The sequence below is a fragment of the Pleomorphomonas diazotrophica genome (genome assembly GCF_002844595.1).
Classification (GTDB): Bacteria; Pseudomonadota; Alphaproteobacteria; order Rhizobiales; family Pleomorphomonadaceae; genus Pleomorphomonas; species Pleomorphomonas diazotrophica.
Genome location: NZ_PJNW01000017.1, coordinates 1 through 17011, shown reverse-complemented (window position 1 = coordinate 17011; position 17011 = coordinate 1). Strand labels below are relative to the sequence as shown.

General features: G+C 67.5%; 13 protein-coding genes. 4 read left to right on the top strand and 9 right to left on the bottom strand.

Translation table 11 applies throughout. The annotated features are described in order from the left end of the window. Window positions 1–3: 3 nt before the first annotated feature. The 4 genes from CXZ10_RS19190 to CXZ10_RS19175 all read right to left on the bottom strand — a co-directional run bounded on the left by CXZ10_RS19190 (window position 4) and on the right by CXZ10_RS19175 (window position 7409). Complete coding sequence (locus tag CXZ10_RS19190) at window positions 4–918, bottom strand: transglutaminase family protein (RefSeq protein WP_101290980.1); 915 nt, start codon at window positions 916–918, stop codon at window positions 4–6. After that, complete coding sequence (locus CXZ10_RS19185; protein WP_244617121.1) at window positions 915–3419, bottom strand: circularly permuted type 2 ATP-grasp protein; 2505 nt, start codon at window positions 3417–3419, stop codon at window positions 915–917. Before CXZ10_RS19185 ends, CXZ10_RS19190 begins: the two co-directional genes overlap by 4 nt. Before the next feature lie 89 nt (window positions 3420–3508). Then, window positions 3509–6820 (bottom strand): transglutaminase family protein, encoded by a 3312-nt coding sequence (locus tag CXZ10_RS19180; protein WP_101291078.1) that lies wholly within the window; start codon window positions 6818–6820, stop codon window positions 3509–3511. Between the two features lie 106 nt (window positions 6821–6926). After that, complete coding sequence (locus CXZ10_RS19175; RefSeq protein WP_101290979.1) at window positions 6927–7409, bottom strand: GNAT family N-acetyltransferase; 483 nt, start codon at window positions 7407–7409, stop codon at window positions 6927–6929. Window positions 7410–7621: 212 nt separating this feature from the next. Here CXZ10_RS19175 and CXZ10_RS19170 point away from each other — a divergent pair, with 212 nt between their 5' ends. Then, window positions 7622–8650, top strand: a complete 1029-nt coding sequence (locus CXZ10_RS19170) for a DUF2332 domain-containing protein (protein WP_101290978.1) — start codon at window positions 7622–7624, stop codon at window positions 8648–8650. 58 nt (window positions 8651–8708) lie between these two features. Here the strand turns inward: CXZ10_RS19170 and leuC are convergent, their stop codons facing one another. From leuC to pdxY, 5 genes are all read right to left on the bottom strand, one after another. Continuing rightward, the gene (gene leuC / locus CXZ10_RS19165; protein ID WP_101290977.1) at window positions 8709–10121 is read right to left on the bottom strand and encodes a 3-isopropylmalate dehydratase large subunit; all 1413 of its coding nucleotides are present in this window, start codon (window positions 10119–10121) and stop codon (window positions 8709–8711) included. A 93-nt stretch (window positions 10122–10214) separates the two neighbouring features. Next, a complete protein-coding gene (locus CXZ10_RS21935; protein ID WP_280178916.1) occupies window positions 10215–10340 on the bottom strand; it encodes a hypothetical protein in 126 nt (41 codons plus the stop codon). Between the two features lie 307 nt (window positions 10341–10647). Beyond that, complete coding sequence (gene leuB, locus CXZ10_RS19160) at window positions 10648–11760, bottom strand: 3-isopropylmalate dehydrogenase (protein WP_101291077.1); 1113 nt, start codon at window positions 11758–11760, stop codon at window positions 10648–10650. Between the two features lie 88 nt (window positions 11761–11848). Beyond that, window positions 11849–12535, bottom strand: a complete 687-nt coding sequence (locus CXZ10_RS19155) for a carbonic anhydrase (protein ID WP_101290976.1) — start codon at window positions 12533–12535, stop codon at window positions 11849–11851. Window positions 12536–12625: 90 nt separating this feature from the next. Beyond that, window positions 12626–13525 (bottom strand): pyridoxal kinase, encoded by a 900-nt coding sequence (pdxY, locus tag CXZ10_RS19150; protein ID WP_101291076.1) that lies wholly within the window; start codon window positions 13523–13525, stop codon window positions 12626–12628. 90 nt (window positions 13526–13615) lie between these two features. Here pdxY and CXZ10_RS19145 point away from each other — a divergent pair, with 90 nt between their 5' ends. The 3 genes from CXZ10_RS19145 to CXZ10_RS19135 all read left to right on the top strand — a co-directional run. Beyond that, complete coding sequence (locus CXZ10_RS19145; protein ID WP_180336080.1) at window positions 13616–15850, top strand: primosomal protein N'; 2235 nt, start codon at window positions 13616–13618, stop codon at window positions 15848–15850. 297 nt (window positions 15851–16147) lie between these two features. Next, complete coding sequence (locus CXZ10_RS19140; protein WP_425298918.1) at window positions 16148–16708, top strand: F0F1 ATP synthase subunit delta; 561 nt, start codon at window positions 16148–16150, stop codon at window positions 16706–16708. Beyond that, window positions 16708–17011, top strand: a 304-nt coding sequence (locus CXZ10_RS19135; protein ID WP_342587954.1) for an HAS-barrel domain-containing protein, incomplete at its 3' end; no start/stop codon positions are given. The genes CXZ10_RS19140 and CXZ10_RS19135, both read left to right, overlap by 1 nt.

The following is a 17011-nucleotide window of genomic DNA, read 5'->3' as shown; positions in this document are numbered from 1 at the left end:
GGATCACTCCACCACGCGAAGGGGCCGGTTTCCGGACGCCCCGATCAAGGGAATGACATCCACCGCCACCGTCAGGCTGTGGGCTCCGGAGGCGACGATGACGCCGTCGAGCGGCGACACGTCGGAATAGTCGCGGCCGATGGCGAGCACCAAGTGATCCTCGCCGGCTACGATGCCGTTGGTCGGGTCGAGCCCCACCCAGCCGGTCTCGCCGCCACACCATACCTCGACCCAGGCATGGGTGGCGTCGGCACCTTCGAGCCGCGGCTGGCCGGGCGGCGGCTCGGTGCGGAGATAGCCGGAAACGTAGCGGGCCGGCAGCGCCAGGCCGCGCAGGCCGGCGATCATCACATGGGCGAAGTCCTGGCAGACCCCCTTCTTCGCCACGAAAGCGTCGGAAGGACTGGTGTCGGCATCGGTGGCGCCCAGCACATAGGCAAAGTCGCCCTTGATCCGCGTCATGAGCTCGATCGCCCCTTCCAGCACCGGCCGTCGCGCCGGAAAGGACAGCGCGGCATAGCGGGTGATGGCCGGATCGAGCGGCACCGACGGCGAGGGGAACAGGCCATGCACGGGCGAGTCGGCACCGGGATCGCCGCTCGCGGCCGCCAGCGCTTGCACCTCCTCGGCGGGCGGCGTCAGCGCGGCGAGATAAGGCTCGGCCGGCGCCACTTCCACTTCTGCGCCAAGACGGACGATCAGCTGGTCATGCGGCCGGTCCAAGGCGAAATGGCAGATGCGATTGCCGAAGAAGTCGATGGTCTCGCGTCGTTCGGCCGGTGCCGGCGTAATGGAAAGCGTCGCTCGCCGCACCGTCTGTCCCTTGCGGTCCACAGGCAAGAGACGGGCAACGTGGCTCGAATAGGGAACCGCCGCCGTGTAGGCGTAGCGCGTTTCCTGACTGAGTTCGTAGATCATTCGAGCTCCTCCGGCCGCGCCTCACTGGGGCGCTGGGTGAAGAAGCGATCGCTGACGAGGCCGGACAGCCGCAACAGCCGGCCGGTGATCTTGTCGATGTCCCGCGCCTCGATCTTCTCGGCAGCGCTGTTGGCGAGACGCGCGTCGAGCTTGCGGGCAAGGCGCAGGAGGTCCACAGGTCGGCCGTCGAGGCGGGTGGCCGGCAGCGCCTCAAGGTGCTCGACGATGCGCGCCATCTGGAAGGCGACGGAGCGCGGGTTGGCGTCATCGAGCATCAGGAGGTCGATGACCGGCAGTGGGGCCGGCCGCATGACGTAGCGCCAGCGATAGGTGATCTGGCTGTCGCCCGCCTCAAGGGCAAGGTCGAGCCCCTCGGTTGAGGTCATGTCCAGCGCAAAGCGGCGGACAATGGCTGCGGTCGCCAGCGCCCGCTCGATACGGCGGCCGAGATCGAGGAAGCGCCAGCCCATGGCGCGGTTCATGTTTTCGGCGGCGAGCCCGGCGAAGGCGGCGATGCGGCGGAGACCGTGATTGACCTCGTCAAGCATCTGGCCGGGCGTGAGGCGGCGCCGACCGAAGCTCTCGAACAGGACGGCGATTTCCGTCACCGCCCGGAAGGCGTCCGGTGCCAGACGGTCGCGGATGGCCGAGCCAGCGGCGCGCGCCGCGCCGGTCAGTGCCGGCAGCCCGGAGGGCGAGGCAGGGTCGCCGAGGGCGGCGGCAACGAGTTCGGCCGGCGTTCCCTGGCGATCGAGGTCGATGGCGCCGATGAACCGCAGATGGTCGATGAGCGCCCTGATAATCGGCTGCTCGGCATCGCCGCCAGCCTCCACCAAGCGGTTGATCAGCGCCCTCAGGAGACGCAGCGTGCCTTCCGCCCGTTCGAGATAGCGGGCCAGCCAATAGAGATTGTCGGCCGAGCGCGACGGCAGCGTGCCGGTGGACCGGCGGATGGAGGCACGGTCCGGCTGCGGCAGCAGCGAAACCTCTCTGACCGGCGCGTTGGACAGCACCCAGACATCGGCCGTCTCGGCGCCTTGCTGCATGGACACGAGACGGGCGTCGCTCGACCCGGAGATGCGACAGAAGCCGCCGGGCATTACCACCCAATCCTGGTCACCGACCGCCGCCACGAAGAGGCGCAACACGAAGGGTTTGGGCACGAGGCGACTGCCGTCCCACACCGGCATGGTGGAGAGGCCGACATTTTCCTGGCCGACCACGTCGAGGCCGCGCGTTTCGATCAAGGTCCTAACCGTCTGCCGCTCGCTCTTGTTCATCGCCGCGCCGAGCTTGCTCCAGAAGGGCAGCCCCGGCAGCGGGCCCGAGAAGGCCGAAGCGATCGCCATGCGGTCGAAACCGTCGAGCACCATCCGCCGCTCCGCCTCCTGTCCGCACCACCAGGTGGCAAGGTTGGGCAGCGTCAGCTCCTCGCCGAGGAGATGCCGGCAGAGCGCCGGCATGAAGCCCATCAGCGCCCGCGATTCGGCAAGGCCGGAGCCGAGCGCATTGGTGACGTCGACGCGCCCCGCTCTGATGGCTTGCACAAGGCCCGGCACGCCAAGCGCCGAGGCGGTGCGGAGCTCCAGGGGGTCGGCAAAGTCACCGTCGAGGCGCCGCCACAGCGCGTCGATGCGCTTGAGGCCGGAAACGGTGCGGACATAAACCGCATCGTCCCGCACCGTCAGATCGCCGCCTTCCACCAGCAGGAAGCCAAGGTAGCGAGCGAGATAGGCGTGCTCGAAATAGGTCTCGTTGAGGCGCCCGGGGGTGAGCAACCCCACGCGTGCCTCGGCGCCGGCGTTGAGGGCGGCGAGGTCATCGCGGAAAGCTTGGAAGAACGAAGCGAGACGCTCGACGTTGAGGCCGCGTGCCACTTCCGGCAGCGCCCGCGTTACCGCCAGGCGGTTTTCCAGCGCATAACCGGCACCCGACGGCGCCTGGGCACGGTCGGAGAGCACCCACCAGCGGCCATCCGGGCCGCGACCGAGGTCGACCGCGAAGAAGCGCAGAAAACGGCCGCCCTTAGGGGTAACGCCGACCAGTGGCCGCAGGAAATCCGGGCTGCCGGCAATGGCGGCCGCCGGCAGCACCCCGTCGCGGGCAAGCCGCCCCGAACCGTAGACATCGGCAAGCAGCGCCTCGGCGAGACGCGCCCGCTGGACGACGCCAGCCGACAGCGCCGCCCATTCCGACGAGGAGATCAGAAGCGGCACCGGCGTCAGCGGCCACGGCCGTTCGGCGCCGGCCGGATCGTCATAGACGCGAAAGAAGACACCGGAGTTCTTGAGCTGCTGTTCGGCGCCGGCGAAGGCTTCGCGCACGCCCTCCTCGCCCAGTGCGGCAAGGCGCTGCAAAAACGCGGACCAGGGGCCGCGCAACGTGCCGTCCGGCGCCATCATCTCGTCATAGGTGCCGGCAAGCGGCTTATAACCGCGCGTCAGCAAACCATACCCGGCTTTCTGTCCGGCAGGAGGCGGATCGGACTGGAGCTGGCTCATCGGCTTTCCGGCATGAGGGACGGGCATCACCGCCCCAAGTTAAGCAGACCGGCGCGGCATCGCCAAGATGGCCGCCGGTCGGCGTCTGTTCAGATACCGGCCGGCCGGCGCAGGTCGAGCGTTACCGGGAACTCGCCCGGCGTCTCCTCGGCCGGCAGGTTCACCAACCCTTGCGAATGGCCGAAATCCTGGAAGCGGGCCAGACGTCGCGCCTCCGCCTCATAGGCATTGACCGGGAAGGTCTCATAGTTGCGGCCTCCGGGGTGCGCGACAAAATAGGTGGCGCCACCCAGTGAGCGCTTCGACCAGCGATCGATGATCTCGAAGGTGAGCGGCGCGTTGACCGGCAGTACAGGGTGAATACCGCTGGCCGGCTGCCAGGCCTTGAAGCGGACGCCGCCGACATAACTGCCGTTGCGCTCGGTCGCCGCCACCGGCACGCGCCGGCCGTTGCAGGCGAGCACATGGCGAGCCGGATCGAAGCCGGAAACGCGCGCCTGCAATCGCTCCACCGAACTGTCGACGAAACGCACCGTGCCGCCAACCGCCCCCTGCTCTCCGGTGACATGCCAGGGTTCCAGCGCGCCCCTCAGTTCCAGCGACACGCCCTGGCGGGTGACGGTGCCGAAATAGGGGAAGCGGAACTCACGCTGGGCGTCGTACCAGACTGACTCGATCGGATAGCCGGCCCTGTTGAGGTCGGCGATCACCTCCATGAAGTCCTGCCAGACGAAGTGCTCCAGCATGAAGCGGTCGAACAGCGCCGTGCCGTGGCGGGTGAAGCTGCCCTGCTGCGGTTCGTTCCAGAACCAGGCGATCAGCGCCCTGAGCAGGAGCTGCTGGGCGAGCGACATTCGGGCGTCCGGCGGCATCTCGAAGGAGCGGAACTCCACGAGGCCGAGGCGGCCGGTGGGGCCGTCCGGCGAGAACAGCTTGTCGATGCAGATTTCCGAGCGGTGGGTGTTTCCGGTGACGTCGGTCAGAAGATTGCGGAACAACCGGTCGACCAGCCAGGGCAAGGGAGCCGATCCCTCGCCCTGTGACGGCACCTGGGCGAGTGCGATCTCCAGCTCGTAGAGGCTGTCGTGCCGCGCCTCGTCGATGCGCGGCGCCTGACTGGTCGGCCCAATGAACAGGCCCGAGAACAGGTAGCTCAGCGAGGGGTGACGCTGCCAGTAGAGCACGAGGCTTTTGAGAAGATCCGGCCGGCGCAGGAACGGACTGTCGTGGGGCGTCTCGCCGCCGACTACCACATGGTTGCCGCCGCCGGTGCCGGTGTGGCGACCGTCGATCATGAACTTGTCGGTGCCGAGGCGGGACAGCCGCGCCTCCTCGTAGACGGCGGAGGTGATGGCGACACAATCCTTCCAGCTTGCCGCCGGATGGATGTTGACCTCGATGACACCCGGATCCGGCGCCACACGAATGACGTTGAGGCGCGGATCATGCGGCGGCGGATAGCCTTCGATATGAACGGGCAGGCCGAGGTCCTCGGCTGTGGATTCGACAGCGGCGAGCAGCTCCAGATAGTCGTCGGCACCGGCGACCGGCGGCATGAACACGCAGAGCCGGCCACCCCTGGGCTCGACGCTCATGGCCGTACGCACAGCGCCGCCTTCGGTCATCCACTGATCGACGCGCGGATCATCGGCCGCCGGTTCGCGCGAATGCTCATAGGCAGTGGCGAGTTGATCCGGGTCCGGAAGCGGCGGCAACTCGCCCATCAGGTCGCGGTCGACATGGAAGGGATAGGCGGCCGGCGGTACCCAGGGCAACGAGGCGAGCGGCAGGCGAAAACCGGCCGGCGAGTCGCCGGGGATGAGGTAGAGCTTGCCGCGCCGAAGATTCCAGACCTCCGATAGCCAGTTGCCGGCGGCGGCGCCCTGCCAGCGCTGGATCGGCAGCACATAGGCGCTCGGCGTGCCGAGGCCGCGCTCGAACACTCTGGCGATGCGGGCGCGCGCTTCCGGATCGTCGAGCTTGTTGTCCTCGGCGGTGACGTTATCTGGCAGTTCGGCTTCCTTGAGGATCCAATGGGCCGGATCCTCATAAGCGGGAACGGCGCAGCGGCCCGATACGCCGAGCCGGCGGGCGACGCCGCGCACCAGGGCGCAGGCGGCCTCCGCATCGGCCGGCGTCGGCATTTGCTCGGGTGCAACGAGGTCGAGGTTGCGCCAGATCGGCTTGCCGTCCTTGCGCCAATAGAGGGAAAAGGTCCAGCGCGGCAGGCTCTCGCCCGGATACCACTTGCCTTGCCCGTAATGCAGGAAGCCGCCCGGCGCGAAACGGGCGGCGAGGCGGCGGATCAGATCATCGGCGCGGCCACGCTTGGTGGGACCGACGGCGGCGGTGTTCCACTCGTCCGACTGATAGTCGTCGATGGAAACAAACGTCGGCTCGCCGCCCATGGTCAGCCGAACGTCGCCCGCCTGGAGGTCGCCATCCACCAGTTCGCCCAACCGGTCGAGCCGCGCCCAGGCCTCGTCCGAGAACGGCCAGGTGACGCGCGGCCGCTCGTCGATCCGAGCAATCTTCATGTCGAAGAAGAATTCGGCTTTCGTGTCCGGCGGCGCGCTGTAGGAGCCGACGATCGGTGCTGCCGAGCGGTAATGCGGTGTGGCCGCGAGCGGGATATGGCTCTCCCCAGTCAAGAGACCGGAGGTGGGGTCGAGGCCGATCCAGCCGGCCCCGGGAATATAGACCTCCGCCCAGGCGTGAAGGTCGGTGAAGTCGACCTCGGTGCCGGAGGGGCCGTCGAGCGCCTTGACGTCGGGCTTGAGCTGGATGAGGTAGCCGGAGACGAAGCGGGCGGCGAGGCCGAGCCGGCGCAGGAGCTGCACAAGCAGCCAGCCGCTGTCGCGGCAGGAGCCGGCGCGGCGGGACAGCGTCTCCTCCGGGCTCTGGACGCCCGGTTCGAGCCGGATCTCATAGGCGATGTGCTGTTGCAGCGCCTGGTTCACCGCCACCACGAAATCGGTCGTCTGCCTGCGGTCCCGGGGGATCGTTGCGAGATAGGACTCGAAGAGCTCCCCTTCCCCCTCGCATTCGAGGAAAGGCGCGAGATCCTTGGCCAGCTCCGGCGCATAGGTGAACGGCCAGTGCTCGGCATAGTCTTCGATGAAGAAATCGAAGGGATTGTAGACGGCCATTTCCGCAAGCAGGTCGACGCTGACCGAGAACTCACTGGTCGGTTCGGGAAAGACGAAGCGGGCCAGCCAGTTGCCGTGCGGGTCCTGCTGCCAGTTGACGAAATGGTTCTCGGGCGTGACCTTGAGCGCATAGGCCGGCACGGCGGTGCGGCTGTGCGGCGCCGGCCTCAGGCGCACCAGTTGCGGAGAGAGAACGACCGGCTTGTCATAGACATAGCGGGTGACGTGCGTCAGCTTGGTCAGGACGGCCATCATCTCTCCCTGCGGTCGCGTCGAGCGCGACCGCATTTAAGGGCGAAACAGCCATCCGGGAAAGCCCTGAGCTTGGGCGTCACCTGCCCGCTTTATGGGCAGTCCGTCAGGACTTGCGCGACAGCGGGTCGATGATGATGTCGTAGAGCTTGGAGGTCGACGGCGTGGCGATCTCTTCATAGAGCGCGCTGTCGGTGGGCAGACCGGTGGCGGCGGCGTCGACCGGCGGCGGCACCACCCAGCGCAGACGATCCCAGCCGCGGCTCTGGCCCTCGATCTTCAGGACCTCGACGAACTTGCGGCCAATGCCGCGATTGCGGAAGGCAGGCAGGACGTAGATGTCTTCGAGATGACCGACGCGGTGCCCGGACATGGTGTCGGGCAGGTCGAAGAACACCGCGAACCCCACCAGTTCCTCATCGACGAAGGCACCCAGCACTTCCGTTGCCGGGTCGACGGCGAGAAGCTCGGCGTAATACTCGTCCGGACGGCGCGGAGCCCCGCGCTTCATCGCCTGGGCATAGGCGGCGATGATCGGCGCCAGCTTGTGGGCGTCGGCCTGGGTGACGGCGGCAATCGTCAGCGACATGGTCAAAAGTCCCCCGGAAAGCAACGCTTACGCGTGACATTACCATTACTTGCCCCATGCGGCCGGTCGGGGCAAGGCTGAGACGACAGGTGGCGTTCTTTTTTGAACCGCCGGACGGCAGTCCGCTCACACTGGAGTGACGACCGCCGGGCTGGTCATCGCCCCCCGCCACCGCTATCGTCGAAAGAAACGGGAACGCCGGGGGACAAGCGATGAGCGACATCTTCGACCATTTCCGCCGCCAGGCCGAGGCCTGCCGTGCCATGGGCTCCTCCTTCACTGCCCGCCTCGCCGATCTCGCGCCGCGCTTTCTCGATGGGACGACCCTGACCGGCCGCCGCATTCTCGCCTGGAACGGCCACGCCGGCGAAGACGCCGTGCCGCTCCGCCTGTTCGGCGGCCTGCATCGGCTGGTACTGACCCGGCGCGACGCCGGGCTCGCCGCCGCCTATCCGCCGATCGACGCCTCGGACGAAACGCTGGTGGCCGCCGTGACTGCCGCCATCGCCCGGCACGACCACGATCTCCACGACATCCTGATGAGCCCGCCGCAGACCAACGAGGTCGGCCGCTCGGCCATGCTTCTGCCCGGCTTCCTGTGGCTGGCCCGGCGCTTCGGCCCCAAGCTCGACATCCTGGAAATCGGCGCCAGCGCCGGCCTCAACCTTCACTGGGATGCTTACGCCTATCGCTACGGCTCCGCCCATTGGGGGAACAAGAAGGCGCCCATCGAGCTCGCTCCCGAATGCGACGCGCCGCCGCCACTTGATGGCGCCGTCGAGGTGGTACGCCGCCGGGCCTGCGACCTGGCGCCCCTCGACCCCGATGACGCCGAGCACCGGACGCGCCTTCTCTCCTACGTCTGGGCCGACCAGACAGAGCGCAAGGCGCGCCTCACCGCCGCCCTCACCCACGCCGCCGCCCGGCCGGAACGGGTGGAAGCAGCCGACGCGGCCGACTTCCTCGCCCGCGAACTGGCCGCGCCGCCGGAAGAAGGAACGCTGCGCGTCGTGGTCCATTCGATCTTCTGGCAATATCTCGCCGATCCCGTTCGTCTCCGCATCCAGACGGCCATGCTGCGGGCCGCCGAAAAGGAGCCGCTGGCCTGGCTGCGGCTCGAGGCGGACGGCCAGACGCCAGGCGCCGGCCTTTTGGTGACGCTGTTTCCTTCTGGCGAACATCACGTCCTGGCACGCGGCGATTTCCACGGTCGATGGCTGCGCTGGCTGGGCGACGAATGAAAAAGGCCGGAGCGACTGGCTCCGGCCCTTGATATTTTTACGGCGCCAAGGCGCTAGGTCACTTGAACTGACGGATGTCCACGAAGTGGCCGGCGATGGCCGCCGCCGCCGCCATGGCCGGCGACACCAGATGCGTACGGCCCATGTAACCCTGCCGGCCCTCGAAATTGCGGTTCGAGGTGGAGGCGCAACGCTCGCCCGGCGCCAGCTTGTCGGGGTTCATGGCAAGGCACATCGAGCAACCCGGCTCACGCCACTCGAAGCCCGCCTCGATGAAGATCTTGTCGAGGCCCTCGGCTTCCGCCTGCTCCTTGACAAGGCCCGACCCCGGCACGACCATCGCGAGCTTGACCGACGATGCCACCTTGCGGCCCTTGGCGACCGCGGCGGCAGCCCGGAGATCCTCGATGCGGCCGTTGGTGCAGGAGCCGACGAACACCTTGTCGATGGCGATGTCGGTCATCTGCTGGCCCGGCTTGAGGCCCATGTAGTCGAGAGCCCGCCACTTGGAGGCGCGCTTGGTCTCGTCCTGGATGTCGTCGGGGTTGGGGACAGCGCCAGTGATCGCCACCACGTCCTCCGGGCTGGTGCCCCAGGTGACGATCGGCGGCAGGCTGGCCGCGTCGAGCGTCACCACCTTGTCGAAATGCGCCCCTTCGTCGGTGTAGAGCGTCTGCCAGTAGGCCATGGCGCGTTCCAGAGCCTCACCCGTCGGCGCCTTGGGCCGGCCGGCGATATAGGCATAGGTCGTCTCGTCCGGCGCGATCAGGCCGGCACGGGCGCCACCCTCGATCGACATGTTGCAGACGGTCATGCGGCCTTCCATGGAAAGGGCGCGGATCGCCTCGCCGGCATATTCGATGACGTAGCCGGTACCGCCGGCCGTGCCGATCTCGCCGATGATCGCCAGCACGATGTCCTTGGCAGTGACGCCGGCCGGCGCCTTGCCATCGACGCGCACCAGCATGTTCTTCGCCTTCTTCTGGATCAGCGTCTGCGTGGCGAGCACATGCTCGACCTCGGAGGTGCCGATGCCGTGGGCGAGCGCGCCGAAGGCGCCATGCGTCGAGGTATGGCTGTCGCCGCAGACGATGGTCATGCCGGGCAGCGTGAAGCCCTGCTCGGGACCGACGACATGGACGACGCCCTGCCGGCGGTCGAGCTCGTTGTAGTATTCGACACCGAACTCGGCGGCGTTGATGGCGAGCTGGGCCACCTGCTCGCGGCTCTCGGGGTCTTCGATGCCCTTGGTGCGGTCGGTGGTCGGCACGTTGTGATCGACGACGGCGAGCGTCTTGCCCGGCTGGTGCACCTTGCGACCGGCTGTCCTCAGGCCCTCGAAGGCCTGCGGGCTGGTCACCTCATGCACGAGGTGGCGATCGATGTAGAGCAGCGAAGTGCCGTCGGCCTGGGTCTCGACCACGTGGTCGTCGAAGATCTTGTCGTAGAGGGTACGAGGCTTGGCGGTCATGATGATCGGACTTTCGATTCCAGGGGTGCGGGCGAACCGCGCCCTGACATATGTAGGAAATCATGGAACAGGCCGACGGTATCGGCCGGTATCTCAGGCCCGGAGTCGGCTGTCGCCGGTCTGCCGCGCCAGAAACCGCCACGGCAGGCGCGCGTGATCGTGGGCCGGGAAATAGTCGACCGACGTCGGCAGGCGCGTGATCTGCGGCTTCGCGTACATGACCCGCTCTATACTGAAAAACCGGCCCGCCGACAATCGCCGATCTGTGGGCATCGATCTGCGGGCCGCATTCCCATCGCTTGAATATGAAAGCGCCCAGCCTCGGGGGAAGGCTGGGCGCGGCGCTAGGGATCAGCGCGGGCCGGGAGGGGAGCCCGGCCGACGGTCACCGCCGCTGGCGAGACGGGGGGCAGTGCCTGATGGGCGGTGCCGTCATGATCATGATTTGGTGCGGCACCCCCGGAAAACAAGAGCGGCGGAGTTAACAACCCCGTGAGCGCCGCTCCGATCGCCGAAAGTCGAAGGGTCAGCCGACCAGCGCCTCGAACTCGGCCAGGATGGCGGCACCCATGGCGCGGGTGTCGACGGTGGCCTCGCCCTTCTGGGCGATGTCCTTGGTGCGGAGACCCTTGCCGAGAACGCGGGCGATGGCTTCGTCCAGCTTGCCGGCAAGGTCGATCAGGCCGAAGGAATAGCGCAACGCCATGCCGAAGGAGGCGATCATGGCGATCGGGTTGGCCGCGCCCGTGCCGGCGATATCCGGCGCCGAACCGTGGACGGGCTCGTAGAGCGCCTTGCGCTTGCCGGTGGCAGCGTCCGGCGCACCGAGCGAGGCCGACGGCAGCATGCCGAGCGAACCAGTCAGCATGGCGCCGATGTCGGAGAGCACGTCGCCGAACAGGTTGTCGGTCAGGATGACGTCGAACTGCTTGGGGTAGCGGACCAGCTGCATGGCGCAGTTGTCGGCGAGGATGTGGTCGAGCTTGACGTCGGCGTATTCTTCCCTGCCGATCTTGGTCACCACCTGGTTCCAAAGCACGCCCGACTTCATGACGTTGCGCTTCTCGGCCGAGGAAACGCGGCCGTTGCGTGCCTTGGCGAGATCGAAGGCAACGCGGGCGATGCGCTCGATCTCGTGCGTGGTGTAGACCTGCGTGTCGACGGCGCGCTTCTCGCCATTCTCCAGCGTGACGATCTCCTTCGGCTCGCCGAAGTAGACGCCGCCGGTCAGCTCGCGGACGATCAGGATATCGAGGCCTTCCACCACGTCGCGCTTCAGCGACGAGGCATCGGCCAGCGCCGGGTAGCAGATGGCCGGTCGCAGGTTGGCGAACAGGCCGAGATCCTTGCGGAGACGCAGGAGGCCAGCTTCGGGCCGGCAGTCATAGGGCACGCCGTCCCACTTCGGACCGCCGACCGCACCGAACAGCACGGCATCGGCGGCGAGCGCCTTGGCCATGTCCGCTTCCGAGATGGCGACGCCATGGGCGTCATAGGCCGAACCGCCGACCAGACCGCGATCGAGCGAGAAGTCGGTGAGGCCCTTGCGGTTCAGGAAGGCGATGATCGTCTCGACCTCGGCCATGATTTCCGGGCCGATGCCGTCGCCGGGCAGCAGGAACAGCGAATTCTTTGCCATCGTCGCATCCTCGAAGCTTGAAAGAAGGCAGCCGGTCTCCTCCGGCCGAAACATCGGCCGCTAGCCGTAATCGCCTTGCCGGCAAGGTTCAAGGGGCAAGCGTACCGGAGAGGACGGTGAAATCGCCGCTGTCGCGATCGAGCACGTGAAGTTCGCCCTCGGCGACGTCGAACCAGGCGCCATGCAACGCCAGCGCACCGGCCTCGACCCGGGTCTTGACGAAGGGATAGGCGAGGAGGTTCTTCAGTGACGACTTGATCGCCTCATGCTCGAGGGCGGTATAGCGCAGGCCGGGGGCGATGGCATGGTCGCAGCGCACCCGCTCGGCCGTCTCGTCCAGCACCGACACCCACTTGCCGATGAAGTCGGTGGGCGTCAGCGGGTCGCGGCTGTCGAGCGCCGCCATGATGCCGCCGCAACGACCATGGCCCATCACCACGATGTGGCGCACGTTGAGCGCCATGACCGCGAACTCCAGGGCGGCGGAGGTGCCGTGCGTCTCGCCGTCCGGCGTGTAGGGCGGCACGATGTTGGCGACGTTACGGACGACGAAGATCTCGCCCGGCCCGGCGTCGAAGATCACTTCCGGCGACACCCGGCTGTCCGAGCAGCCGATGATCATGATCTGCGGCTTCTGTCCCTCGGCAGCGAGGCGCTTGTAGCGCTCGTTTTCGGTCGGATAGCGGCCGTCTCGGAAGGCTTCGTAGCCGGTCGTCAGGCGCCCCGGGAAGGAGGCGGGCAGCTTCGGGCGGAAGGGAGCTTGCGTTTCGGTCATGGCTACAGGTCCGGCTGGAGGGACGGGTGTGGCGAGCCCACCCGGCGCGTTATACGGAAGTCTACTTATAAGCGTCAATCAAGGCGGGCTTCACAGGGTCTCGATCCCCGAAGGGCGCGGAACCGGTCGACGCGGCGTGGCGAGCCGGCGAATGTCGACCATGGCCATCGGCCGGACCAGCGCCTCCTGCTGGTCCACCAGTTCCAGCTCGCGCGCGCCGGCCTTCACCGACCGGGCGATCACCTCGAAGGTGGAGGCCGATGCCGCGGCGAGCGCCGCCTCGTCGGAGGCGCCACCGATCAGCCGCGACAGGAACAGCGCCGCGAACAGGTCGCCGGTGCCATTGGGGGCGCCCTCGACCATCTGGTTCTCGGCGACGATGGTCTCGCTCGCGGTGACGAGGGCGGCCGCGATCTTGCCGGCCATAAGCGCCGGCGCCGAGGTGACGACGACCCGTTTCGGACCCAGCGCCCGCGCCGCGGCGGCAATCTCGGTCAGCGTCTCGACCGGTCGGCCGGTCAGCCAACCGAGCTCGAAGCGGTTGGGCGTCGCGATGTCGGCGATGGCGACGAGACGGTCGCGTTGGGCGACGGCCACCGGTTCTGGTACATAAAGACTGCCGGTACCGCCGGCGCCGATGTCGCCGATGACCGGATCGGCGAGATGCAGGGCCTCGGGGTTGGCCGCCCTGACGGCGGCCACCAGTGCGGCAGCGGCGTCCGCCTGTCCGGCCGAGCCGAGATAGCCGGTGATGATGCCACCCACCTCGGAAAGCCAGGGCGCGCGGGCGAGATCAGCGCAGAGCGCTGCGAAGTCGGCTTCCGGCAAGGCCAGGCGATGAGCGCGTCCGTGACCGGGATGCCAGGGCAGGATGACCGTCGGCAGCGTCCAGACACGATGGCCGAGCCGTTCCAGCGCGAAGGCGGCGCGGGCGCCCACCGATCCGCGGGCAACGAAGGACGAGAGAACGATGACGGCGGGACGGCTCATGGTCGGCGGCTTCCATACGGACAATGGCTTGGCGAGGCGACGGCCCTCCGTTTAGCCTATGATTGTTCTCCGTACATCTCGAATCAGCCGATGCCGACCGAAAAACCCACCTCCTCGCTCCATGATCTGTTCGGAGACGCCAGCGTCCGCCCGGCATCCGGCGGCGAGGTGGTGCAGGTATTGACGCCGGTCGGCCTCGATCTCTCCTATTCCTATCGGGTGCCGCACGGCATGGCCGTCGTGCCGGGGTCGATCGTCCAGGTGCCGCTCGGCCCGCGCAAGGTGGTGGGCGTCGTCACCGCCGAGCCGGCCGAGCTTTCCGCCTCGTCGAACCGGCTCCGCCCCATCGAAGCAGCCTTCGACGCGCCACCGCTGACGCCCGAGATGCTTTCCTTCGTCGACTGGGTCGCCCGCTATACGCTGACGCCGCGCGGCATGGTGATGCGCATGGTGCTGCGGGCGCCGGACGCGCTCGAACCGGAGCCGCCCTTGCGCGGCCTCGTCGCGACCGGAGCCACGGCTGAGCGTCTCACCGATGCCCGCCGCCGTGTGCTGGCGCTGCTCGCGGAGAACGAAGGCCAGGCCTGGACACGCGCCGGTCTCGCGGCGGCGGCCGGCGTTTCCCCTTCGGTTGTCGAGGGGCTGGTGACAGCCGGCGCGCTGGCGGAGGTGGAACTTGCGCCTGGGCGGCCGTTCCGGACGCCCGACCCCGATTTCAATCCCATCGATCTGACGCCCGATCAGTCGGCCGCTGTCGCCAAGCTGCGCGAGGCGCGCGACGACGGCGTGACTCTGATCGACGGCGTCACCGGCTCGGGCAAGACCGAGGTCTACCTCGAAGCGGTGGCCGACGCGCTCCGCGCCGGTCGGCAGGCACTAATCCTGGTGCCGGAGATCGCCTTGACCCGTGCCTTCCTCGATCGCTTCTCCGAACGCTTCGGCGCGTTGCCGGCCGAATGGCACTCCGATGTCGGCCCGAAGATGCGCGCCCGGACCTGGCGGGCCGTGGCGCTCGGCGAGGCACGCGTCGTTGTCGGCGCCCGCTCGGCCCTGTTCCTGCCCTTCTCCGACCTCGGCCTGATCGTCGTCGACGAGGAGCACGACACAGCCTACAAACAGGAGGAATGGGCGAGCTATCACGCCCGCGACATGGCGGTGGTGCGCGGCCGGCTGGAAAACATCCCGGTCATCCTCGCCTCGGCGACACCGTCGCTCGAAAGCCGCGTCAATGCCGAACGCGGCCGCTACCGGCATATCGTGTTGCCGGCCCGCGCCACCGGCCGCGACCTGCCCAGCCTCTATGCCATCGACATGCGCAAGGCCGGTCCGCCGCGCGGCCGCTTCCTGGCACCAGGCCTCGTCGCCGCCATTCGCGAAGTGACCGAGCGTGGCGAACAGGCGATGCTGTTCCTCAACCGGCGCGGCTATGCGCCGCTCACCCTCTGCCGCTCCTGCGGCCATCGCTTTCAGTGCCCCCAATGCTCGGCCTGGCTGGTGGAGCACCGGTTCCGGGGGCGTCTCGTCTGCCATCACTGCGGCCACACGGTGCCCCGTCCCGAGGCTTGCCCCTCTTGCGGCACGCTCGACAGCCTCGTCGCCTGCGGCCCCGGCGTCGAGCGCATCGCCGAGGAGATGCAGACACTGCTGCCCGACAAACGGACCGTGGTGCTGTCGTCCGATATCGGGGGCGGCATCCAGCGCTTGAGGGCGGAGTTCGAGGCGGTGGCCAAGGGCGAGTGCGACATCGTCGTCGGCACGCAGATGGTCGCGAAAGGTCACACCTTCCCCAAGCTGACGCTGGTCGGCGTGGTCGATGCCGATCTCAGCCTGTCCCAGGGCGACCCTCGCGCCGCCGAGCGAACCTTCCAACTGCTCGCCCAGGTCACCGGCCGCGCCGGCCGCGTCATCGGCAAGGGCCTTGGCCTGCTCCAGACCTATGCGCCGGAAAGCCCGGTGATCGAGGCGCTGATATCGGGCGATGCCGAGCGCTTCTATCGTACCGAGCTTGCCGAGCGCGAGCGATCGGCCATGCCGCCCTTCGGTCGCCTCGCGGCAATCCTGGTATCCGGCCCGAGCCGTGAGCTTGCCGAAGATCACGCCCGGCACCTTGCCCGCATGGCACCGCGCGATCCGGCGGTGGAGGTGCTGGGGCCGGCCGAGGCGGCGCTCGCCGTGGTGCGTGGTCGCCACCGCTTCCGCCTGATCGCCCATTCAGGGCGCGATACCGACCTTTCCGCCTATATGCGGGCCTGGATCGCCGCCGCCGACCGGCCGACGCGCGGCGTCGAGGCCTATGTCGACGTCGATCCGCAGAACTTCCTATGAGGCCGACGACTCGAAAATGCCGGCCAAAGTCCATCTAAAACGATAAACTATTCGACTTTAGGATGAGCATTTTTTAAGGGGATGTCCCAAGCGGCCAATTACCTAAGGATATCCGCGCAAAAAACGGAATTCCTGAATCCAGTGAACGCGTTGCGTGAGGGAAAGTCCTGTGATAGACGGAGCCAAGTTCGCTGCGGGGCCGTGCGCCGTGCCGCCGTCGTATTCTATTCTGCGAATTTCTTCAAAGCGTTCAAACGGGTGAACCTTTGATGGTTCGCACCGATGAGGGGTTCTTACGTGAGCGAAGCGGAAACGATGGTCTTCGGGGTCGCCGAACGGTATGCAACGGCCCTGTTTGAACTGGCGAGCGAGACCGGCGAGCTCGAAATCGTCGAGGCGGACATCGCCCGTTTCGAGACCCTTCACCGCGAAAGCGCCGACCTTCGCCGCCTGATGAAGTCGCTGGTCTTCTCTACCGAGGATCAGTTGAGGGCCATCACCGCCGTCATCGAGGCCGCCGGCCTCGGCCACACGGTGGGCAACTTCATCAAGCTCGTCGCCGCCAATAACCGCCTTTCGGCGCTGTCCGACATGTTCCGCCGCTACCGTCAGCTTCTGGCTGACCGCCGTGGCGAGGTGACGGCCGGCATCGTCTCGGCGATCCCCCTTTCCGACGGTCAGCTCACCGACATCAAGCGTGCGCTGGCCGACATATCCGGCAAGTCGGTTCATGTTGAACTCGACGTCGACCCGTCGCTGATCGGCGGTCTCGTCGTCAAGCTCGGCTCGCGCATGATCGACACGTCGCTCAAAACGAAACTCGACGCACTCAAGATCGCATTGAAAGAGGTCGGCTGATGGATATCCGCGCCGCGGAAATTTCCGCAATCCTCAAGGAGCAGATCAAGAACTTCGGCCGCAATGCCGAGGTATCCGAGGTCGGCCAGGTACTCTCCGTCGGTGACGGCATCGCCCGCGTCTACGGTCTCGACAACGTCCAGGCGGGCGAGATGGTCGAGTTCCCCGGCGGCATCCGCGGCATGGCGCTCAACCTCGAGAGCGACAACGTCGGCGTCGTCATCTTCGGCTCCGACCGCGACATCAAGGAAGGCGATACGGTCAAGCGCACCGGTGCCATCGTTGACGTGCCGGTCGGCCGCG